19 protein-coding genes are annotated in these 22,416 nt (G+C 67.2%); 9 read left to right on the forward strand and 10 right to left on the reverse strand.

Features of this window, described 5'->3' with window-relative positions:
- Position 1: 1 nt before the first annotated feature.
- On the reverse strand, positions 2-988 hold the full coding sequence (locus ACZ6SF_RS06525; RefSeq protein WP_466060948.1) for a helix-turn-helix domain-containing protein: 987 nt from the start codon (positions 986-988) through the stop codon (positions 2-4).
- Between the two features lie 623 nt (positions 989-1,611).
- Between ACZ6SF_RS06525 and ACZ6SF_RS06530 the strand changes: the two genes are divergently transcribed.
- The 9 genes from ACZ6SF_RS06530 to ACZ6SF_RS06570 all read left to right on the forward strand — a co-directional run bounded on the left by ACZ6SF_RS06530 (position 1,612) and on the right by ACZ6SF_RS06570 (position 13,305).
- Positions 1,612-2,859, forward strand: coding sequence for a cytochrome P450 family protein (locus ACZ6SF_RS06530; RefSeq protein WP_466060949.1), 1,248 nt, complete (start codon positions 1,612-1,614; stop codon positions 2,857-2,859).
- Between the two features lie 228 nt (positions 2,860-3,087).
- Positions 3,088-4,788: an AMP-binding protein gene (locus ACZ6SF_RS06535; protein WP_466060950.1), complete on the forward strand. Its 1,701-nt coding sequence runs from the start codon at positions 3,088-3,090 to the stop codon at positions 4,786-4,788.
- 87 nt (positions 4,789-4,875) lie between these two features.
- Entirely contained in the window at positions 4,876-5,778 is a 903-nt protein-coding gene (locus ACZ6SF_RS06540) for an acyl-ACP desaturase (protein WP_466060951.1), read from the forward strand.
- 15 nt (positions 5,779-5,793) lie between these two features.
- Complete coding sequence (locus ACZ6SF_RS06545) at positions 5,794-6,045, forward strand: acyl carrier protein (RefSeq protein ID WP_466060952.1); 252 nt, start codon at positions 5,794-5,796, stop codon at positions 6,043-6,045.
- Positions 6,045-7,106, forward strand: coding sequence for a ketoacyl-ACP synthase III family protein (locus ACZ6SF_RS06550; RefSeq protein WP_466060953.1), 1,062 nt, complete (start codon positions 6,045-6,047; stop codon positions 7,104-7,106). The genes ACZ6SF_RS06545 and ACZ6SF_RS06550 overlap by 1 nt, the downstream gene beginning before the upstream one ends.
- Before the next feature lie 293 nt (positions 7,107-7,399).
- The gene (locus ACZ6SF_RS06555; RefSeq protein WP_466060954.1) at positions 7,400-8,632 is read left to right on the forward strand and encodes a cytochrome P450 family protein; all 1,233 of its coding nucleotides are present in this window, start codon (positions 7,400-7,402) and stop codon (positions 8,630-8,632) included.
- Between the two features lie 327 nt (positions 8,633-8,959).
- A complete protein-coding gene (locus ACZ6SF_RS06560) occupies positions 8,960-10,153 on the forward strand; it encodes a cytochrome P450 family protein (RefSeq protein WP_466060955.1) in 1,194 nt (397 codons plus the stop codon).
- Between the two features lie 60 nt (positions 10,154-10,213).
- Positions 10,214-11,137: an SDR family oxidoreductase gene (locus ACZ6SF_RS06565; protein WP_466060956.1), complete on the forward strand. Its 924-nt coding sequence runs from the start codon at positions 10,214-10,216 to the stop codon at positions 11,135-11,137.
- A gap of 572 nt (positions 11,138-11,709) precedes the next feature.
- Positions 11,710-13,305 carry a serine hydrolase gene (locus ACZ6SF_RS06570; RefSeq protein ID WP_466060957.1) on the forward strand — a complete coding sequence of 532 codons (1,596 nt, stop codon included), beginning with the start codon at positions 11,710-11,712 and terminating at the stop codon, positions 13,303-13,305.
- Positions 13,306-13,364: 59 nt separating this feature from the next.
- Here the strand turns inward: ACZ6SF_RS06570 and ACZ6SF_RS06575 are convergent, their stop codons facing one another.
- From ACZ6SF_RS06575 to ACZ6SF_RS06615, 9 genes are all read right to left on the reverse strand, one after another.
- Positions 13,365-15,758, reverse strand: coding sequence for an ATP-binding cassette domain-containing protein (locus tag ACZ6SF_RS06575; protein WP_466060958.1), 2,394 nt, complete (start codon positions 15,756-15,758; stop codon positions 13,365-13,367).
- Between the two features lie 119 nt (positions 15,759-15,877).
- On the reverse strand, positions 15,878-16,288 hold the full coding sequence (locus ACZ6SF_RS06580; RefSeq protein WP_466060959.1) for a VOC family protein: 411 nt from the start codon (positions 16,286-16,288) through the stop codon (positions 15,878-15,880).
- Positions 16,289-16,293: 5 nt separating this feature from the next.
- Entirely contained in the window at positions 16,294-16,740 is a 447-nt protein-coding gene (locus ACZ6SF_RS06585) for a helix-turn-helix transcriptional regulator (protein WP_466060960.1), read from the reverse strand.
- A gap of 49 nt (positions 16,741-16,789) precedes the next feature.
- Complete coding sequence (locus tag ACZ6SF_RS06590) at positions 16,790-17,479, reverse strand: CE1759 family FMN reductase (protein ID WP_466060961.1); 690 nt, start codon at positions 17,477-17,479, stop codon at positions 16,790-16,792.
- Positions 17,476-17,979, reverse strand: a complete 504-nt coding sequence (locus ACZ6SF_RS06595) for a MarR family winged helix-turn-helix transcriptional regulator (protein WP_466060962.1) — start codon at positions 17,977-17,979, stop codon at positions 17,476-17,478. The genes ACZ6SF_RS06590 and ACZ6SF_RS06595 overlap by 4 nt, the downstream gene beginning before the upstream one ends.
- 70 nt (positions 17,980-18,049) lie before the next feature.
- Positions 18,050-19,210, reverse strand: coding sequence for an LLM class flavin-dependent oxidoreductase (locus ACZ6SF_RS06600; RefSeq protein ID WP_466060963.1), 1,161 nt, complete (start codon positions 19,208-19,210; stop codon positions 18,050-18,052).
- A gap of 125 nt (positions 19,211-19,335) precedes the next feature.
- The gene (locus ACZ6SF_RS06605; protein WP_466060964.1) at positions 19,336-20,370 is read right to left on the reverse strand and encodes a phosphotransferase; all 1,035 of its coding nucleotides are present in this window, start codon (positions 20,368-20,370) and stop codon (positions 19,336-19,338) included.
- Positions 20,367-21,449, reverse strand: coding sequence for a TIGR03857 family LLM class F420-dependent oxidoreductase (locus ACZ6SF_RS06610; RefSeq protein ID WP_466060965.1), 1,083 nt, complete (start codon positions 21,447-21,449; stop codon positions 20,367-20,369). The genes ACZ6SF_RS06605 and ACZ6SF_RS06610 overlap by 4 nt, the downstream gene beginning before the upstream one ends.
- Positions 21,446-22,345 (reverse strand): SDR family NAD(P)-dependent oxidoreductase, encoded by a 900-nt coding sequence (locus ACZ6SF_RS06615; protein ID WP_466060966.1) that lies wholly within the window; start codon positions 22,343-22,345, stop codon positions 21,446-21,448. The genes ACZ6SF_RS06610 and ACZ6SF_RS06615 overlap by 4 nt, the downstream gene beginning before the upstream one ends.
- Between the last annotated feature and the right edge of the window lie 71 nt (positions 22,346-22,416).

Consider the following 22,416-nt stretch of genomic DNA (forward strand, 5'->3'; position numbering starts at 1 on the left):
ATCACGACGGCGGCGTGCCCACTGTCCTGCCGACGGCGGATGGGCCACCGTCCAGGAGCTGCCGGCGTGCCTCACCGGGAGTGATGTCGAAATGGATCACGAATGCCTGATGAAAGGTCGCGAGGTGGTTGAACCCCGAGGCGGTGGCGACGTCGGCGATGGTGCGGAACCGGGGGTCACGCAGCCGGTCCCACGCCTTCTCCAGCCTCGTGGTGCGCAACAGCTCGGCGGGCCGCACTCCGTCGAGAGATTTGTAGAGTTGACTGACCGAGCAGTGGCACGCCGCGGCCAGCGATCGCACCGAGAAATCGGGGTCGTCGGAATTGGCCAGGACCTGTCGGCGGGCCGCCTCCCCGATGGAGCAGACCTTCCGCGGCGCAGGCGTCTCCTCGCCTTCGAGGGCGTACCGGAGAAGCTGGAACATCACCTCGGTACCCTGCATGAACTGCCGCGCCGTCATGGTGTCACGGAGGGCGTTCAACTGCGCCATATGCGAGGACAGCAGTGCCGCCATGGGACGCTGCCCGAGACCGGGCGGCATCCTGTCGGTGAGACGCCTCGGAATGATGCCGTCGGGTACGGTCGCGATGAGCCCGACCATGCCCGTCTCGTGCTCCAGGGCCATCGGATGGTCCATCCGGAACACCCCGACGCGGCCGGGCGCCAGATCCACTGTCTCCCGCCCAGCAGTCAGCCCGATCCGGCCCCCGACGGGCACCACCAGCCGTAGCCCGGCGTCTCCGTCGGAAGCCGCGTTGCGCGCGGTCCGGTTGTATCGCATTCCCGTGGAGGTGAACTGCGCCAGCACCCGGTGACCCTGGCGCTGCACAGAACTCGACCCCGTGAACACCTCGTCCCGGTAACCGGGGAAGTGGAAGTCGAATGCTCCCTGGAGTGGAGTGACGTGCTGTTTCCACGCCTCGGCGTGGTTCTCCCGGTCGCTGTTATCCGGTCTGAAGCCGGTGAGCTCGAAATCGCTGGCGTTCACGGGATCCTTCAACTCTGCAAATTTTCATAGTCGATCGTACAAATTTCCGGAGTCGGCGCGAGGCGGCTCCGCGTAGCGTCTGTGACGCCGGGCCGAGCCCGGCCGGCCGCTGCCTCGGCGTCGTAGTTACCCGGTGTCCATGACGATGGAGGGGGGTCATGGACACCGGGTAACTCGGTCTGCCGAGACGGGACCACCGTCTCGTGAGTTGCCCGGCCACGCCGTGGTGCGGCAGGCCGGCCACCGCAACAGCCTCGATCGCCCGGCTACCCGAGAGATCCGGCCCTGGGCATCGCAATGCCGACGCCGGATCTCTGCCGGTGCATCCCGCCGGATACATATTCCTCGTCATGGAAGCGGCTTCGTGGCGGCGCATCCGGCGTGCTGTCCAACGCTTCCGGCCGTGGGTGGTGATCCGGTTGCCCTCCGGCCGCGGACCGTTCGGTATCAGCGGCCGCTGCCGGGATCGGCTTGGAGACAATGGGTTCGCGCGGACTTCGGTGCCGCCACCGAACGGCTAGACTGCCGTCCCGGCGGCACCCGCCGAGTGCGAGACGCCGTCGGCGACCTGCTCGGCCGCTCCCATCGAACATGTAGTAAGTCAGACCCAAAGGAGATCTTCGGTGCATCCTCAACAGGCCCCGCCCGGTGCCGCGATCCATCCGGCCAGTACCACCGGCGGCCCCCGCGAACCACTCTGGACCGAGGAGTTCGCGGCGGATCCCCAAAGAGCGTACCTGCGTATGCGCCAGCGGTACGGCAACCTGGCGCCTGTCGAGATCGCACCGGGCATCCCCGCGACGCTGGTTCTCGGCTACCACACGGCGGTCAAAATCCTCAACGAGCCCGAGCGATTCCCCGCCGATCCCAGGGTATGGCAGGCCAACGCCCCCGCGGATTCGCCGATCATGCCCATGCTGGAATGGCGCCCGAACGCCGTACGTTCCAGCGGTCCGGCCCATGCCCGCTACCGCTCGGCGACCGTTTCGGCACTCGACGGGGTGGACCTGCACGCGCTGCGGGTGATCGTCGAGAATGCCGCGCGCCCGCTCATCAACTCGTTCTGCGGGAACGGAAGGGCCGACGTAATCGGTCAGTACGCACTGCCGTTGATGTTCGGCGCGCTCAACGGCATGTTGGGATGTTCCGACGAGATCGGCGCGCGAATGGTGCAGGCGATGGCCATGATCTTCGAATCGACGGATGCCGCCGCCGCCGAACGTGCCAACACGATGATCGTGGAGTCGATGCTCGAACTCATCGCGATGAAGCGCGCCGAACCAGGCGACGACGTCACCACCCGGTTGCTGCAGCACGAGACCGGTCTCAGCGACGAGGAACTGATTCATCAGCTGGTCACCCTGTACGGCGCCGGAATCGAGCCGCCGCACAACCTCATCTGCAACGCGCTGCTGCTGATGCTGACCGACTCCCGGTATGCCGTATCGGACACCGGCTTTCCGCCCTCCGCCCGGGCGGCCATCGACGAGATTCTGGTGAAGGACCCGCCGTTGGGGAACTACTGCATGACCTACCCTCGGCAGCCCGTGCTGATCGACGATGTCTGGTTGCCGCCGGATGAGCCGGTGCTCGTCAGCATCTCCGCCTGCAATAACGATCCGGCGGTGAACAATGGCGACTATCTCAACAATCGCTGGAATCTCGCGTGGGGTTCCGGCCCGCACTCCTGTCCCGCGCATGCGCGGTCGTCGGCGATGCTGATCGCGGAAGATGCGATCAACCATCTGCTGGACGCCCTTCCGGAACTCCAGCTCGCACTCCCGGCGGAGCGGCTCGTCTGGCGTCCGGGCCCGTTCCATCGTGCGCTGGAGTCGCTGCCGGTCGTCTTCCCGCCCGCTCCGAAGCTCTAGCTGCGGCGCACACGGCCACCTCGGGCCCCGAAACAGACTGTTTTCCAACGCTAATGAACCGGCGGTGATACCGTTGAGACATTGTGTCTAAAACCAGCCGCAACGACGGGGCTGGCTCGGCTCGCTCGAGGTGGTCGTTATGGGGCAGTTCAGCAGATTTTCAGCGAAGTGGCCGGACGGTGACCCGCCAGTGGCCGGAACCACAGTAGCGGTACAGGTGTGGTTGACATGACGTTACCATCGGTCTGGTCCAATTCCAACCTTGGTGGGGCACTCGACTTCCTCGCCGCGAACACCGCCCCGGAAGGACGATACGTCCGCTTTCCCGACCGGCCGGGCGATGACGACCGGATCAGCCTGACCGAGCTGTCGGACGCCTCGAAACGATTCGCGCACGGACTGCTGTCCGGCCCCGAACCCGGTGCCGTGGTGGGGATCATGCTCCCGCCGGGACCGGAGTTCCTCATCGCGTGGTTCGGCATCGTACGCGCCGGAAGAGCGGCGACCGTCCTTCCATTGGCCGCGGTCCACCCTGCGAAGCAGGCCGCACACCTCGCCCAGCTCGTCGATGTCGCCGGCCTGCAGACCGTGGTGACCGGACCGGAGCTCGACGCCGTGACGAGCGAGCTGCACAACACCTGTCCCGGACTGCGTTTCATCACCGTCGCGGAGAGCACGCCCGGCGCCGGAGCACTGCCGAGCGTGCAACCCGACACTGCCGCATTCGTGCAGTTCACATCGGGCAGCACGCGGGCCCCGCGCGGCGTACTGCTGACCCACGCGAACATATTGGCCGGCCTGCACGGGATCGTGCGCTCGGGGGAGATGACCCCCGAGGACGTCTGGGCGCTGTGGACTCCGCTCTACCACGATATGGGTCTCTTCGGCGTGCTGGCCGGGCTGTTCTCCGGGGGACAGGTCAATCTCGTCGCCCCGCAGACCTTCATCCGGCGGCCGGAGCGGTTCCTTCAGCTCGTCGCCGACACCGGCGCCACCATCACCACCGGCCCGAATTTCAGCTATGACCTGATCGCCCGCGTGGCCCTGGCCGCCCCCGACCTGGTGGCGGGACTCGATCTTTCCCGCTGGCGACTGGCCGTCAACGGCGGAGAGGTCCTCTCACCGCAGACCCTCCAGAACTTCGACACCGCACTCGCTCCAGCGGGTGTCCGGCCATCGGTGATGTTTCCCGCCTACGGAATGGCCGAGGCCACTCTGGCCATCACTTTCTCCCAGCCGGGCAACCCACCCGCCATCCTGTGGGCCGACCGCGATGCGCTGGCGGAAAGCGGCGTGGTGCGAACACTTGCCCCCGGAGATCCCGCGGCCACCGGCCTCGTCTCCGCCGGGCGTCCGGTCGCCGGTATGGAAGTGCGCATCATCGCCGGTGACGGCTCCGAATGCGCCGAGGATCGACTGGGTGAGATCCAGATCCGCGGCGCCTCGGTGACAACCGGCTATTACCGCGATCCGGAATCCACCAGCGAACTGTTCGACGGTGACTGGCTGCGCACCGGTGACCTCGGCTTCTGGCACGAGGGCCGGCTCTACGTCGGCGGCCGGCGTAAAGAGATGGTGATCGTGAACGGCCGGAATTACTTTCCGTCCGACGCCGAACACGTCGCTCGCACGGTGCCGGGTGTTCACCGGGGCCGCGCGATAGCCTTCGCCGACGCCGAACACTCCGCAGATGGCCGTATCGAGGAATATGTCGGTCTGATTGTCGAATCCGAAGCGCCGGAAGCCGATTACCCGGAGCTGATCGAAAGAGTTCGCAAACAGGTGACCGCGGATCTCGGTCTTTCCGCTGTTCGGGTGTATCCGGTTTCACCCGGCTTTCTCACCCGCTCCACCAGCGGGAAATGGCAACGCCTTGCGGCTGCGGCAAAACTTTCCGCCGCGGGTCGAACCTACTCACCAACAGGATAATTCGCGCATCGCGCGTATGAGACGCTCGACCGGGTTGTAGGAGAAGCCATAATGACAAGTACGACGGAAAAGCATGACCTCGGCGTAATGACCTATTTGGCGCCGGTAGTCGCGGATAATCTGGACCGGCATCTCAGTCTCACCAAGGAATGGTTCCCGCATCAATTCGTCCCGTGGAGTCAAGGCACCGACTTCGACGGACCACTCGGTGGCGACCCCTGGGAACCGGGTCAGAGCAGGCTGTCCGAACACGCACGAGCATCACTGATCGTGGGGCTGCTCGGAGAAGACAACCTGCCGAGCTACTTCTACACGATCCTGTCCTCTCACGGAAACAACGGCGCCTGGGCCGAATGGGTGCGTCAATGGTCCGCCGAAGAAGCCCGGCATTCCGTGGTACTGCGGGACTATCTGCACACCACCCGGGCGGTGGACCCTGTCGCGCTGGAGCGGGCACGGATGGCGCATATGGCGAACGGGTACGTCAGCGCGCACGAAGGCGATGGGGTGCTGCGCACCATCATGATGCTCAGCATGTCGGAACTACAGGCTCGTGTGGTTCACCGCAATACCGGAATGCTCAGCAACGACCCGATCTGTGACCGCATCATGGCCCGACTGGCAGCAGACGAGAATCTGCACATGATCTTCTACCGAAATCTGGTGGAAGCCGCGCTCGAAATCGACCCCGAGGAAGCGATGGTCGCGCTCTGCGACGTGATCACCGTCTTCGGCGGGCCGGCCCAGCAGATACCGGACTTCGCCGCGTTGTCGCGCCAATTCATCAAGGCCGGCGTCTACACCAGCCGCATGCATATCGACGCGGTGATCAACCCATACATCCGGCATCTGCGCCTGCTCGACCGGACAGACCTGGGCCCGGCCGGACGGCAAGCACAGGACCGAATCGGCCGCTACGTCAATCGTATCGAACTGGCCTGCCGCCGGTTCGAAACCATGCGCCAAGACCCACCGCTCCGAACGAACTGATCGAGGTAGCCGACAATGCCGTACTCCACCGAAACAGCAGGCGTCGCCGTGTGCGATCTGTTCGCCCAAGAACTGAAGACCACAGTTGCGCTCGATAATGTCATCGAGCAACTGCCCAATATCGAATCGGTGCGATTCATGCGCATCCTCACCCGTATCGAAGACCACTTCGACATCGTCCTGGACGACGAAGCGGTATTCGGAGCAGCGACCGTCGGCGAACTGGCACAGATCGTCGCGGAACATTCGTCGGATACGCCCATCTAATGGGAATACTCGCCGCGATAACCCGATCCACCCAGACCCAACCCGCCACGCAGACCACCGCGAGACCCGCGCTCGCGGTGGGGATCGCCGCCGCGACCACCTGCCTGCCGGACCGGCGCGAAACCGCACGGGGCGCCGGTATCCACGAGGACGACGCCGAAATATGTGACCTGGAAGGATACCGGCGGATACCCGTCTGCGACGGTGATCCCGTGACAGATCTCGCGGTACCCGCCGCGGTCGACGCCCTGCGGCGCAGTGGTCATCGACCATCCGAGATCGATCTCGTGATCTATGCGTGGCTCGACGACCAGGGTGACGCCATGCCCATCCCGCATACCCGGCTGGCACGACTGATCGGTTCCCACGAGGCGGTGACGATCGGTATCCAGCAGAAATCCGGTGGCGGCGCCATCGCGCTCGAACTGGCCGCCGAAATGCTGAACAGTGGCCGATACCGGACAGCGCTGATCGCGACCGGCGATATCTTCGACCACGACCCGCACACGAGATGGGTGCGCCACGGCAGCCAGGGGATCCTGCTCGGCGACGGCGCGACAGCCGCCGTCTTGGATCGGCGCCCGCGCCCGCTGGCGGTCCAGGCCATCGCCTCGGCGGGGCGTCCGGACACCGAACTGCAGTTTTCCCAGCCTTCGGCGACCTCCGGCTCGGAGCCCGTGGAAAAGGTCCTGAACCCCGACGCGATTCCCGCTATGCGAAAAGCGATTTCAACCGCTGTCGCAGACGCCCTGAGCGCCACCGGGCTCGAACCGGATGACCCCGCGATCCGCTTGGTCGCGTTCAGCAGACTGGGCCGTACCCTGCTACGCCGGGTCTACTATCCCGCGCTACCCAAAGGGCTGCCACGACCACTCGAATTGACCGGCGAAACCGGTCATCTCGGTGCCGGCGATCTGCTCGCCAACCTGGCGCACATCCAGGACAGTCGGCTGATGTCTCCGGGTGAGTACGGGTTGCTGGTCAATGTCGGTATGGGTTTCAACGTCACCGCCGTCGTCGTGCGGGCCGATGCCGAGGGGGAAAGGGTCCCGATCATCTGAAACGAGCGACCGCAGTTCCATACTCGGCGGCAAGCGCCGAGCGGCCCCGGGCCGCTCGGCGCTCACGATCGACGCCGGACGACGAGTCGGTGTCCGGGCCGATACCGCCGGTATCGCAGGAGCTATTCGATTGTGCGCAAAAGCGTTTCGGTCCTCACCTGGGAAGGCGCGATCCCGGAGAGTATGTGATGCTCGGATGGGCAGGGGAGGAGAAAGCGTTGCGCACTCCGCAGCCACCGCGCTCGCCGACCCGCCGACCTCCCGTCCATGTCAGCCCCGTGTGAAGGAAACCTATGACCGATCCCCAGACCGACACCGTCGCGCCCATAGTCCTCGACGTCACCGGCGCAGATATCGCGGGTGAAGCCGCACGCCTCAAGGAACACGGGCCGATCGTGCCCGTCGCGCTGCCCGGCGGAGTGCGAGCCTGGTCGATCACCGACTACACGATCCTGCGCGAACTACTCGCCAACCCGCTCATCTCGAAAGATCCCCACCAGCACTGGCCCGCGTTCATCAACGGCGAGATCCCGGCGGACTGGCCCCTGGCCCTCTGGGTGTCGGTACGCAACATGTTCACGGCATACGGGACAGAGCACCGCCGCCTACGCAAGCTGGTGGCCCCCGCGTTCACCAACCGGCGCACCCAGATCATGAAACCCCGGATCGAAGCCCTCGTCACCGAACTGCTCGACACACTCGCCGAGCAACCGGCCGACGCGGCAGTGGATATCCGGGCGGCGTACGCCGAACCTCTGCCGATCCGTGTGATCACCGAACTCATGGGCGTCCCGCACGACCTGCAGCCACCCCTGCGCGTCTGCGTCGACGAACTGTTCTCCGGCACCCCCACCCGCGACGCGGTCGAGAACTACATGGAATTCCAGCGCACCCTCGGCGAACTGATCGCACGCCGGCGGACGGAACCCGGCGACGACCTGACCAGCGCCCTCATCGCGGAACGAGACGACGAGGGCGACCGGCTGACCGAGCAGGAACTCGCCGACACACTACTGCTGATGATCAGCGCCGGCTTCGAAACAACCGTCAACCTGCTCGACCAGGCGATCTACATAATGCTCACCCGCCCCGAACAGCTGGCCGCTCTCCGCACGGGGGAGGTCACATGGTCGGATGTGATCGAGGAAACCCTGCGCTTCGCTCCACCGGTCGCCCACCTGCCCCTGCGCTACGCGGTCGCGGATATCGAAGGCACGCCCATCAAGCAGGGGGATGCGGTCCTGGCAAGCTTCGCGCCCGCCAACCGCGACCCCGAGATCCACTCCGGCCTCCCCGGCACCTTCGATCCGACACGGACCTCCAAGGACCACCTGTCGTTCGGTCACGGCGCACACCACTGCCTCGGCGCGCCCCTGGCCCGCCTCGAGGCCGAGATCGCACTCCCGGCTCTGTTCGCGCGCTTCCCGGATGTGGCGTTCGCGACGGACCCCGGCACGATCGCCACGAACGCCAGCTTCATCGCCAACGGGCACACCCATCTGCCGGTGTATCTCCGCGGCCGTTGACCTCCGTGTGTACCCGCCCCGGCGCTACGCCGGGGCGGGTACACACGGCCGGGCGCGCGACGCGGCGGAGGATGACGAGTAACTGTTCTCGACGGGGCCGGTTCGCAAATGCGCCAAAGCGCAACGCACTCAGTTCGTTACGGCGAACCCTCGGTTACAGTCATTGCGACCTGCGCCCTGGGATTCGCGCGCCGGCCCCGGCTTCATCTGTGCGCGCGGTCCCATCACCACGATCGAATCAGAGTAATCGACCCGGAAGTTCATGGAGCAACATCGTTGACCACTGACCAGAACCTCAGCGCCCGCCCTGTCGTACACGGATCGCCCTTGGGAAGCGCTGCCGGGTTCGCCCTGTACACCCCGGAATTCGCGGCAGACCCCCATCGCATCTATGCCCGGATGCGGCGGGTCCACCGGTCGCTCGTCCCGGTGGAGTTGGCCGAAGGTGTGCCCGCGACCCTGGTCATCGGACACGGTGCCGCGGTAAAGATCCTCAACGACCCCGACAGGTTTCCCGCGGACCCCCGCGCCTGGCAGAAGGATCTGCCGCCCGAGAGCCCCGTCAAGAGCATGATGGAATACCGGCTCAACGCCTTGCGGAATTCCGGCCCCACACATGCCCGGTACCGGCAGCCGACCGTGGCGGCCCTGGCCGGTGTGGATCCCTACGGCCTGCACAGAATGGTGGGCGAGCGGGCCCTGCCCCTGGTGAACGCCTTCTGCGGTGACGGGTCGGCCGAACTGCTGCAGCAGTACGCGTTCCCGCTGGTGTTCGATGTCCTCAACACCATGATGGGCTGCCCCGACGAGGCCGCCACCCAGCTCGTCGAAGCGTTCGCGGCCATGTTCGAGGGTGGTGACGCCGACACCATCAACGCGAAGATCTTCCACGCCTTCTCGGCAATGATCGCGGCCAAACGCGAAACCCCCGGGGACGACATCACCACACGGCTGCTGGCCCACGCCTCAGGATTCAGCGACGAAGAACTGATCGACCAGCTACTCACCATGTACGCGGCCGGAATCGAACCGGGTGTGAACCTGATCTGCAATGCTCTGCGGCTGATCCTCACCGACCAGCGCTTCGCCGGCGATGTGCTCGGCGGTAGCCGATCGGTCCGGGTCGCGCTCGACGACGTACTGTTCAATGACCCGCCGATGGCAAACTACTGCATCAGCTACCCACGGCAGCCCACCCTCGTCGACGGTGTCTGGCTACCCGCTCATCAGCCCGTCCTGATCAGTATGGCCGCATGCAATACCGACCCCGCGATCCGTGGTTCCGCCGAGGTCGACGCCAACCGCTCCCACCTCGCGTTCAGCGCCGGGCCCCACAGGTGCCCTGCGAAGGACCCCGCATGCATGATCGCCGAGGTCGCGGTAGAGCAACTTCTCGATGTCCTGCCCGAAATGGAGTTGGCGTGCGCCCCCGAGGAACTGCAATGGCGTGCGGGCCCGTTTCACCGGGCACTCGCATCACTGCCGGTGAACTTTCCGCCGTCGGTACCGCTACCTATCTGAGCCCGGGGCGGCGGATGTCCGGGCCTTGACCACCGAAGCCGGTGCGGGCACCCTCGATAGGTGGGCAAATCAGCGGATCAGCGGGTTTTGTCCGGCCGGGTCGCGGTGGTCGCGGGGGCGACCAGGGGCGCGGGACGGGGGATCGCCGCCGGGCTCGGCGAAGCCGGCGCGACGGTGATCTGCACCGGGCGGAGTAGCCGTCGGGGCGGAATGACGTCGGATTACGACCGCCCGGAGACGATCGAGGAGACCGCCGAACTGGTAACCGGGCTGGGAGGCAGGGGAGTGCCCATTCAGGTGGACCATCTGGATAGTGGACAGGTGGCGCGGCTGGCCGAGCGGCTACGCTCCGACTACGGGCATATCGATGTGCTGGTCAACGATATCTGGGGCGCGGAGAAGCTGAAGGGCGCACCGGCCGAATGGAACACCCCGATCTGGGAGCACGACCTGGATCGGGGACTGCGCATCCTGCGGCTGGGCGTCGAAACCCATCTGGTCACCGCACATCATCTGCTTCCGCTGCTCGTCGCGAAACCGGGCGGGTTGCTGGTCGAGGTGACCGACGGTACCGGGGACCACAATGCCTCGACCTATCGGATCTCGGCGTTTTACGACCTCGCGAAGGCCGCCGTGAACCGGCTCGGTTTCTCCCTGGGACACGAACTCGCCGAGCGTAGCGGCACAGCCGTCACCGTGACGCCCGGCTGGCTGCGATCGGAGATGATGCTGGACAACTACGGCATCACCGAGGAGAACTGGCGTGCCGCGCTGGACGAGCAGCGGCCCGGCGGTCTACCGACGGCGCCACCGGGCTTCGCATCGTCGGAATCGCCGCGTTTCATCGGTCGCGGCGTGGCCGCCGTGGCGGCCGATCCGCAGCGTGCGCGCTGGAATCAGCGATCCGTGACCTCGGCCGAATTGGCGAGGGAGTACGGATTCACCGATATCGACGGTCGCGTCCCCGACAGCTGGAACGCCTGAGGCGGCGCGGGGAGGACGTCCCGAACGCCTAGTTGACATAATGTAGATTATCGGCGTTCTTGGGCGGTGCGGTTTCCGAGGTGGCATATCGGCTGATCTCCGGGCGAACACACGTCTTGGCCCGCATGGTCGACGTAACGGGACACTGGCGGCCATCCATCCGTGAACCGGAACCCTGTCTGCGCCCGAACGAATTCGCGGTGCGTGATTATGTCAACTCATGGCGACCGCAGGCACCGACCCGACGTAACGTCGGTTGTCGACCCGTCAGGTGCCGCGGGCACTCGTGTGCGAACCTCGTGAGATCTCGGTACACGCTCCGGCGGGCCGAGGGTCGAGCCTCACGGCGGCGCTTCACACTCCGGAAGTTCTGGCCCACTCCCCTCGTAACCGGCTGGGACCACAAGCTTTATCGTCACTGTGACGTAACCTGAGCAGGGCGGGATCTCGGGGCATCGAAGGCGCACGCACTGCCCGACACGGCACCTCCGCGGTTCTCGGATGGGACCGAGCGCTGAGGCTAGGCTCGGATCGACTGGGCTCGTGTCAGCGACGACCTCCGGAGGCGAGCTATGCGCAGACATCCGCTGGTAGCGATGGGTATCGCGGTGGTGACGGCCGCGGGACTCGTCGTCGGATGTGGGAGTGACGAACCCGTACCGACCGCGCAGACCGCCGCACCGGACGACGACTCCGCCGGGCCCGCACAAGCGGCGGGCGTCGCCATACCGAACGGCCGGGTCGAGCATATTCTCGATCGTGTCGATCAGCGGGCGAACGAACTGATGCGGACCACGGGGATTCCGGGAATGGCGGTCGCGGTCGTCTACGACGGCAAGGTCGTGTATCAGAAGGGGTTCGGCGTCCGCGACGTGGTCAGCAGGCTCCCGGTGGATCCGGAAACGGTGTTCCAGCTGGCGTCGATGTCCAAACCGATCGGAGCGACCGTGGTGGCGCGGCAGGTGCAGGAGGGCGCGGTCCGCTGGGATACGCCGATCCGGGAGCCGGCACCGTGGTTCGCATTGAACGATCCCTATGTCAGCGACCATGTGACCATCGGCGATCTCTATGCGCATCGGTCCGGGTTGCCCGATCACGCCGGAGACGAACTGGAGGATCTCGGATTCGATCGCGCGAGCATCCTCGAACGGCTGCGGTTGCTACCGCTGGGACCGTTCCGGGACTCCTACGAGTACACCAACTTCGGGGTGACCGCGGCGGCCACGGCGGTGGCGGAGGCGTCGGATACGGAGTGGGCGGAACTGTCGGAGCGGTCGCTGTACCGGCCGCTGGGGATGGGGTCGACCAGCTCCCGGTACGACGATTTCCTGGCTACCCCGGACCGGGCGAACGGGCATGTCCTGGTGGACGGCACGTATCGCCGCAATGAGCAGGGCCGGCAACCGGATGCGCAGTCTCCCGCGGGTGGGGTGAATTCCTCGGTGCGCGATATCGCCCGGTGGATGACGATGGTCCTGGCGGACGGTTCGTTCGAGGGGAATCAGGTGGTCGCCCCGGAGGCCTTGCTCCCGGCGGTGTCTCCGCAGGCGGTATCGGTTCCGCCGGGGGCTCCGGCCGCGCGGGCCGGTTCCTACGGTTACGGCTTCAACGTCAACGATTCGGCCGCGGGCCGGGTGGTGCTGAGTCATTCGGGGGCGTTCAACGAAGGCGCGGCGACCGCGTTCACGGTGATCCCGTCGGCGGATGTGGGGATCGTGACGTTGACGAACGCCGCGCCGGTCGGGGTGCCCGAGACGTTGAACGCCGAATTCGCCGATCTCGTGCAGTTCGGAGAGGTACGCCAGGACTGGTGGGAGCTGTACCGGGATGCGTTCGAGCAGATCAACGCTCCTACCGGTGCGCTGGTGGGGGCGTCGCCGCCGCGCGACGCGGCGCCGGCGCAACCACTGGACACCTATACGGGGGTGTACGGGAACGACTACTACGGTCCGGCGACGGTGTCGGCCGATGACGAGGGCGCGCTGCTCCTGACGCTGGGGCCGGGACGGGTGACGGTTCCGCTCCGGCACTGGGAGGGTGACACGTTCGTCTTCGCGCCGGGTGGTGAGAGTGCGAATCCGGGCACGGTGTCGCAGGCGCGTTTCGACGGCGACCGTTTGTGGCTGGAGTTCTACGATACGGGCGGTCTCGGGACGTTCACGCGCTGACCGGCAACGAGCCGGGCGGACTCCGGAGGGTCCGCCCGGCTACTCCCCTGTCGTCCCTCTCATGCGCCGACGTATTCGGCCAGGTGCTTACCGGTGAGGGTGCTGCGGTCGGCTACCAGGTCGGCGGGGGTGCCCTCGAAGACGATGGTGCCGCCGTCGTGGCCGGCGCCGGGACCGAGGTCGATGATCCAGTCGGCGTGCGCCATCACCGCCTGGTGGTGTTCGATGACGATGACCGATTTGCCGGAGTCGACGAGGCGGTCCAGCAGGCCGAGCAGGTTTTCGACATCGGCGAGGTGCAGGCCGGTGGTCGGTTCGTCGAGAACGTAGATGCCGCCCTTGTCGGCCATCTGGGTCGCCAGTTTGAGCCGTTGCCGTTCGCCGCCGGAGAGGGTGGTGAGGGGCTGGCCGAGTTTGATGTAGCCGAGGCCGACATCGACGAGCCGGTCGAGGATTTTGTGCGCGGCGGGGATGCGGGCGTCTCCGGCGCCGAAGAACTCCTCGGCCTCGGAGACCGACATTTCGAACACTTCGGCGATATTGCGGCCGCCGAGGGTGTATTCGAGGACCTGGGCCTGGAAGCGCCGGCCTTCGCATTCCTCGCAGGGCGATTCGACGGTGGCCATGACGCCGAGATCGGTGTAGATGACGCCGGCGCCGTTGCAGGTGGGGCAGGCGCCTTCGGAGTTGGAGCTGAACAGGGCGGGTTTGACGCCGTTCTCCTTGGCGAAGGCTTTGCGAATGGGGTCCAGCAGGCCGGTGTAGGTGGCGGGGTTGCTGCGGCGGGAGCCCTTGATCGGGGTCTGGTCGACCGAGACCACGCCGTCGAGTCCGGTGACCGAACTGTCGATGAGGGAGCTCTTACCGGACCCGGCGACGCCGGTGAGGACGACGAGTACGCCGAGTGGGATATCGACGTCGACATCGCGCAGGTTGTGGGAGTCGGCGCCGCGGATTTCGAGTGCCTCGGTGGAGGGGCGGACCGCTGATTTCAGGGTGGCGCGGTCGTCGAGGTGGCGGCCGGTGATGGTGTCGCTGGCGCGTAGTCCGTCGATATCGCCTTCGAACATCACCTGGCCGCCCTCGGTGCCGGCGCGCGGGCCGAGGTCGATGATGTGGTCGGCGACCGCGATGACCTCGGGTTTGTGTTCGACGACGAGGACGGTGTTGCCTTTATCGCGCAGTTGCAGCAGCAGTTCGTTCATGCGCTGGATATCGTGCGGGTGCAGGCCGATGGTGGGTTCGTCGAAGACGTAGGTGACGTCGGTGAGCGAGGAGCCGAGGTGGCGGATCATCTTGGTGCGCTGTGCCTCGCCGCCGGAGAGGGTGCCGGCGGGGCGTTCCAGCGACAGGTAACCGAGCCCGATCTCGACGAAGGAGTCGAGGGTTTCGCCGAGCGCGGTGAGGAGCGGGGCGACCGAGGGTTCGTCGAGGTCACGGACCCAGTCGGCGAGGTCGCTGATCTGCATGGCGCAGACGTCGGCGATATTGATGCCCTTGATCTTGGAGGAGCGGGCTTCGGCGCTGAGGCGGGTGCCGCCGCATTCGGGGCAGAGGTCGAAGGTGATGGCGCGGTCCACGAACGCGCGGATATGCGGTTGCATGGCTTCGCGGTCCTTGGACAGGAACGATTTCTGGATTTTGGGGATGAGGCCTTCGTAGGTGACGTTGATGCCCTCGACCTTGATGCGGGTGGGTTCCTTGTAGAGGAGGTCGTTGAGCTGCTTCTTGGTGAATTTCTTGATGGGTTTATCGGGATCGAAGAAGCCGCAGCCGCGGAAGATGCGCCCGTACCAGCCGTCCATGCTGTATCCGGGGATGGTGAGCGCGCCCTCGTCGAGGGATTTGGTGTCGTCGTAGAGGGCGGTGAGGTCGAAATCGGAGACCGAGCCGCGGCCTTCGCAGCGGGGACACATACCGCCGGTGATGCTGAAGCTGCGTCGTTCGCGGATGGTCTGGCCGCCTTTTTCGACGGTGACGGCGCCGGCGCCGCTGAGGGAGGCGACGTTGAAGGAGAAGGCCTGCGGTGAGCCGATGTGGGGGGTGCCGAGCCGGCTGAACAGGATGCGCAGCATGGCGTTGGCGTCGGTGGCGGTGCCGACGGTGGAGCGCGGGTCGGAACCCATGCGTTCCTGGTCGACGATGATGGCGGTGGTGAGGCCGTCGAGGACGTCGACGTCGGGGCGGGCCTGGTTGGGCATGAAGCCCTGGATGAAGGCGCTGTAGGTTTCGTTGATGAGGCGCTGGGATTCGGCGGCGATGGTGCTGAAGACCAGGGAGCTCTTGCCCGATCCGGAGACGCCGGTGAAGACGGTGAGGCGGCGTTTCGGGATTTCGACGCTGACGTCTTTGAGGTTGTTCTCGCGGGCGCCGTAGACGCGGATCAGGTCGTGGCTGTCGGCGATATGCGGTTCGGGTTCCGACCGGTTCTGCGCTTCGGTGGCCGTGCTCATCATGTCTCCCTCGGTTACGCGGGCCGTGTGGTCACCGGCGTTTCGGTCGATCTAATCAGTTTCGTGCGACAGATTCCGCCGGCCCGCGGTGTCGCCGGTCGGGCGGGCCGGCGGCGGGGTCAGCGCAGTTGCTGGATCCGGATCATATTGCCCGCGGGGTCGCGGACCGCGAAGTCGCGGATGCCGTAGGGCTGTTCGGTGGGTTCCTGGACGATATCGGCGTCGCCGGTCTGGACGCGTTCGAAGGCGGCGTCGAGGTCCTTGGTGGCGAGATTGATACCGCCGTAGGTGCCTTTCGCCATCATTTCGGTGATGGTGCGGCGTTCGTCGTCGGTGATGCCGGGGTCTACGGCGGGTGGGTGCAGGACGATGGAAGTGCCGGGCTGTTCGGGCGGGCCGACGGTGATCCAGCGCAGGCCGTTGTAGCCGACGTCGTTGCGGACTTCGAAGCCGAGGGTGTCGCGGTAGAAGGCGAGGGCGGCGTCGGGGTCGTCCTGGGGCAGGTAGGCGGAGTGGATGATGATGTCCATGCAGCTCACGCTAGTTGCGTGGCGGTGGCCTGTGCTTCTCGATTCCTGATCGGTCTGGTTACCTGTTTCTCCACGCAGGAGGGGATGCCTGCGGCGGTGTCGGCCTCCCGGCGGTAGGCGCCGGGAGGGATGCCGACGAGTTCGGTGAAGCGGGTGGTGAAGGTGCCGAGCGAGGCGCAGCCGACGGTGAAGCACACATCGGTGACGCTGAGGTCTCCGCGGCGCAGCAGGGCCATGGCGCGTTCGATGCGCCGGGTCATCAGGTAGCTGTAGGGCGATTCACCGTAGGCGCTGCGGAATTGCCGGCTGAGGTGGCCGGCGGACATGTTGACGCCGCGCGCGAGCGTTTCGACATCGAGGGGTTGTGCGTAGTCGCGGTCGATGCGGTCGCGGACCCGGCGCAGCAGCGCGAGGTCGCGCAGATGCTGTGCTGTCGCGGGTTTGCCGGTCACGTGGGTGATCGTCCCATATCGCGGGCGCGCCTGCCCAGGGGCATCGAGGTCAGCGGGCGTGGGCCGCTCCCCCGCCGGCCGCCAGGCGCATGAGGTCGGTGTCGAGGTCGACGGTGGTTTCGGTACCACCGGCGCTGCCGAAGGAATGCTGGTAGCTGTTCCAGGATTCGTTCTTGACCTTGTGCGCGAATCCGCTTTCCATGAGCAGGACCAGTTCGAGGGCGGCGCGGTCGATCCGTTTGTCGAGGTCGGTGTCGTTCCAGTCCTCGGCGGCGGCGAACAGTGAGGTGGGCACGGTCATGGTGCGCAGGAACGCGAACAGCGAGCGCATCTGTTCGTCGACGACGAGGGCGTGGCGGGCGGTGCCCGCGGTGGCGGCGAGGATCACCGGTTTGGCGATGAGCAGGTCGTTGTCGAGGATGTGGAAGAAGGAGGTCAGCAGTCCGCTGGGTGCGGCCTTGTAGACGGGGGCGGCGACGACGATGCCGTCGGCGGCGGCGAGGGTGTCCACGGCGGCGGTGAGCCCGGTCCCTTTGAGCTGGGAGACGAGCGCGGCGCCGATTTCCGCGGCGAGTTCGCGCAGTTCGATGACGTCGACGGTGACGGTGGCGTCGCGCCGGTCGGCGAGGGCGCGGATGCGGGCGGAGACGCGGTCGGCCAGCATGCGGGTGGAGGAGGGGTTGCTGGTGCCGCCGCTGACGACGACCAGCCGGTAGGTGGTGTGTTCGCCGGTGTTCATGGTGACTCCTCGGTCGGGGGCTCGGCGGTGTTCGCGAGTTTGGCGCAGATCGTTTCGAGTGCGTGCAGGTCGGTGTCGTCGAGGACGGCGGTCAGGGCCCGGGCGACCCCGACCGCGTGCCGGCCGCCGATGCGGCGTTGCCGGGTGTGGCCCTCGGGGGTGAGGGACAGTCGCACGCCGCGTCCGTCGGCGGGATCGGGGGTGCGCCGGACCAGACCGCGGTCGATGAGCCGGTCGACCATCCGGGACAGGGCCGGTTGGGTGAGCAGGACGTACCGGTTGAGTTCGGCGGGCCGGATGGGGTCGGCGCATTTGGACAGGGTGTAGAGGACGTCGTATTCGCGCATGGTGAGCCCGTGCCACACGTCCTGGGCGGCGAACTGTTTCATGAGGACGGCGTGGGCGGTGAGCAGCTGTTCCCAGGCGTCGTTGGCGAGCCGGCCGCTGGTGCGGTGTCCAGGGTTGCGCTTCGTGGGCTCCTCGGGGCCCGGCCCGCTCATGCTGTGTCCATCGGGCATGAGCGGGGCCCCGGGTGGGTTCGGTCGGTTACCTCCTCCGGGCCTGATCCGCTCATACGGCGGCGTCCTGGTAGGGAGTGGCGCCGGCGAGGTTGTCGCCCTGGTTGGCGTGGGGCCGTGCCTGGCGGGGGGCGGCGTCGCCGTAGGCGGCGGCGACCCGGGCCCGGTGGGTGGGGGCGGGCGCGGATTCGGGGTCGCGGCGGGCGTCGAGTTCTTTGCGCAGGACCGGCACGACTTCCTCGCCGAGCAGGTCGAGCTGGTTCAGGACGGTTTTCAGTGGCAGGCCGGCGTGGTCCATCAGCCACAGTTGGCGCTGGTAGTCGCCGAAGGTGTCGTGGAAGGTGAGGGTTTTGTCGATGATCTCCTGCGGGCTGCCGACCGAGAGCGGTGTCATCTCGGCGAAGTCCTCCAGGGAGGGTCCGTGGCCGTAGACGGGGGCTTCGTTGAAGTAGGGCCGGAATTCGTTCCAGGCGTCCTGCGACTTCTTGGCGATGTAGGCCTGGCCGCCGAGCCCGACGATGGCCTGTTTCTTGGTGCCGTGGCCGTAGTGTTCGAAACGCTGCCGGTAGAACTCGATGAGCTGCAGCGAGTGGACGGTGGGCCAGAAGATGTGGTTGGCGAAGAATCCGTTGCCGTAGTAGGCGGCCTGTTCGGCGATTTCCGGGGTGCGGATAGAGCCGTGCCAGACGAAGGGCGGCACACCGTCGAGGGGGCGCGGGGTGGCGGTGAAGCCTTGGAGCGGGGTGCGGTACTCGCCTTCCCAGTCGACGACGTCTTCGCGCCACAGCCGGTGCAGCAGGTTGTAGTTCTCCAGGGCCAGCGGCAGCCCGGCGCGGATGTCCTTGCCGAACCAGGGGTAGACGGGTCCGGTGTTGCCGCGGCCGAGCATCAGGTCCATGCGGCCCTTGGCGAGGTGCTGCAGCATGGCGTAGTCCTCGGCGATCTTCACCGGGTCGTTGGTGGTGATGAGGGTGGTCGCGGTGGTGAGGAGGAGCCGTTCGGTGGTGGCGGCGATATGGGCGAGCAGGGTGGTCGGCGAGGAGGAGAAGAAGGGTGGGTTGTGGTGCTCGCCGATGGCGAACACGTCGAGTCCGACTTCTTCGGTTTTGCGGGCGATCTGCACGATCGCGTCGATGCGCTCGGCTTCGCTGGGGGTCACGCCGGTCACGGGGTCGCGGGTGATATCGCTGACCGAGAAGATTCCGAATTGCATCTGTTGTGTCTCCCGCCGTCGGTTTCTATGCGTTTGCATCTAGTTGAACCGAGGGGTCGGGCAGGTTATTCCGGGGGGTGTTCCGTACGGCCGAGCCCGGGTGGGCCGGGGCTCGGCCGTACCGGTCAGGCGGGTTGCTGCCGGAGGGAGTCGAGGTCGCGGATGGCGGCGCAGCTGCGGCGGGTCATGGCCGCGAACATGGCATCGCCGCGTTCACCGGGGGTGCCGTAGGCGGCGCCGAATATCGCGACGAGCGGGCCCTGCAGGGCGGCGAACCGGTAGTCCTGCCAGCAGTCGTCGAGGGTGTAGCCGGTGACCCCGGCGGTGACGAGATGTTCGTGGTAGGTGGTGACGAGGGCTTTTTCCGCGGCGCGGCGGTCGTCGGGGTCGAGGCCGGTGGTGATGAAGTAGGCGAGGTCACGGGCGGGCAGGCCGAGGTTGACCGTTTGCCAGTCGACAGCGGTGACCACCGGCGGGTCGCCCGCGCCGAACAGCAGGTTGTCGAGGCGGTAGTCGCCGTGGACCAGGCCGAAGCGTTCGGGCCGGGCCACCAGCCACTCCGCGATGACCGCTTCGCAGGCGCGCAGCGTTTCGTGGTCGGCCGGGAGTAGCCGGTGGCCGAGCCGGTCGAGGAAGATATCGGTCGTCGGCCCGAACAGGTCACGCAGCACGGCGGCCTCCTCGGCGCCGTTGCGGGTGAAACCCTCGATGGCGAGCAGGGCGGGGTCGCACCAGCGGGGTGCGTGCAGGCCGGCGAGGTTGGCGACGGCGGCGTGGGCGTGGGTCACCGGGCAGCCGGCGATCTGGTCACCCTGCCGGGCGGGGGCGAGGTCTTCCAGCAGGAGCAGGAATTCGGAGCCGTCGCCGTGGATCTCGGCGTGGTGACAGTGCGGGGTGCGCACGTCGACGGTGCCGGCGATCTCGGTGTAGAAGCGCACTTCCTGCCGGTAGGCCCCGGCGAGCATGGCGCGGGCGCCGGGGTCGGCGGCGGGGAGTTTGACCAGTAGCTGTGCCGGGACACCGTCGCCGGTGAGCCGGAGGCGGTGTACGGAGCCGATCTGACCGGTGCCGACGGGTTCGGCGGTGACGGTGTGGACGGTGCGGCCGAGCATCGCGGTGAGCCGCTCGGGGGTGAGCTCGTGGATATCGGCGAGGGTCATGCGGGGCTCCCGGCGGGATCGGCCGGCGGGCGGGGCACGCCGGTGTCGCGGTGGTCGCGCCAGGCGGCGACGAGCGGGGCGAGTTCGGCAGGGGTGTTGCCGTGCAGGATCACCCCGTCCACGCCGGCGGCGAACTGGTCGGCGATCCGGCCGGCGCAGTGGGCGGGGCTGCCGGTGGCGGAGGCGGCGAGCCATTCGGCGGGTAGCAGGTCTTCGACGGCGGCGAGGGTGTCGGGGTCGGCGACGGCGTCGAGCGCTCCCCCGGCGCCGGTGACCAGCGGGTGGGCGCGGAAGTCGTCGAGTACGCGCTGGTCCCAGCCGTTCACCCGGACCAGGATGTCGCCGTAGCCCTGCAGGTAGGTGCCGAGCCGGCCGACGAGTTTGCGCAGGCGGGCGGTTTCGCCCTGGGTGTCGTCGACGGTGACCAGCACCGACCAGACGCGGACGGCGCCGGGGTCGCGGCCGGCGGTTTCGGCGGCGGCGCGGATGGTGTCGACCGCGCGGGCGGTGGTGGTGTCGGTGAAGAAGGTGTGCAGGACGACCTGGTCGGCGATCTCCCCGGCCAGGCGCAGCGTGTTGGGGCCGATCGCGGTGAGGGTGACGGGGATGTCCTCGTCGTAGGTGGGGTCCAGGCGCAGCAGCGGGTATTTCCCGGCGGGGCCGTCGTGGCCGATAACGGTGTCGCCGTGCCAGAGCCGGCGGTAGAGGTCGACGGCGTCGCGGATCTGCGCGGAGGTGATGCGGGGTATGCCGAGAACATCGAAGAGGAGGTCGAAGCCGCGGCCGAGGCCGAGGCTGTAGCGGCCGCGGGTGAGGCGGTGCAGGGTGACCGCGGCGGCGGCGGTGACCACCGGGTGGCGGGTGTTGTGGTTGGTGGCGGCGGTGCAGAGGGCGAGGTTCTCGGTGACCGCGCCCGCGGCGGCGGCGAGGGTGAACGCTTCCTTGGTGTTGAAGCGTTCGGACAGGAACAGCGTGCCGAGGCCGAGGCGTTCGGCGTCGCGGGCTTCGCCGAGCAGGGCGTGCGGGTCGTCGGCGTGCCCGGCGAGGCCGTAGCAGCCGAGTTCGGGGAATTCGCTCATTTCTTACCGGCCCGGGCGGTGTCGCGGGCGATCATGGTGTGCAGTTCGTCCTGGGACCACGGCGGGCTGTCGTTGTGGTCGCGGAAGCCGAGGATGGCGGGGGTGGGGCGGTCGTAGCGGCCGACGAAGCCGCCGGCGGCGACGAATATCTGCCCGGTGACCTGCTCGGCCTCCCGGCTCGCGAGGTAGAGGTAGAGCTGGGCGACGTAGTCGGTGGGCGGGGCGTCGAGGGCGGCGTTCTTGCTGAGTTCGTCGAGCATGCCGCGGCGGTAGAGTTCCAGGATTTTGGCTTCGTAGGCGAATCCGCTGGAGAGCCGGGTTTTGGCGCCGGGGCAGACGACGTTGGCGCGGACGCCGTGTTCGGCCAGTTCGGCGGCGATGGCGAGGGTGAGGCTGTTGACGGCGCCCTTACCGGCGGCGTAGCCGGTGCCGCCGTAGTCGCCGAGGTAGGCGAAGGAGCTGGTGTTGACGATGCTGCCGCGACCCTGGGCGACCATGGCGGGGGCGGCGGCGCGGCAGGTGTTGAAGGTGGTGGTGAGGTGGGAGTCCAGGAGGTCGCGCCATTGGCGGGTGGTGACGTTGAGGATGGAGGATTCGGCGGGTTCGGCGATACCGGCGCAGTTGACGAGGATGTCGATGGCGCCGAAGGTGCGGACGCAGGTGGTGACGAGTTCGGTGGCGGTTCTCTCGTCGGCGGCGCTGCCGGGAACGCCGACGGCGCGGTGCCCGGCGAGGGTCACGGATTCGACGGTGCGTTCGACACCGGCCTCGTTGCGCCCGTTGACGACCACTCCGGCGCCGTGCCGGGCCAGGGTGTGGGCGACGGCGTGCCCGATTCCGCTGGTGGCGCCGACGACGACCGCGCCGCGACCCTGCAAGGTTTGCTGACCGCTCATGGACCTGCTCTCGTTCATTCCGGACCGGGGTCTCCGCGGCCGAACACTTTTCCGTACAGGTGTCCGGACAG

Source organism: Nocardia sp. NPDC049935 (assembly GCF_055586645.1).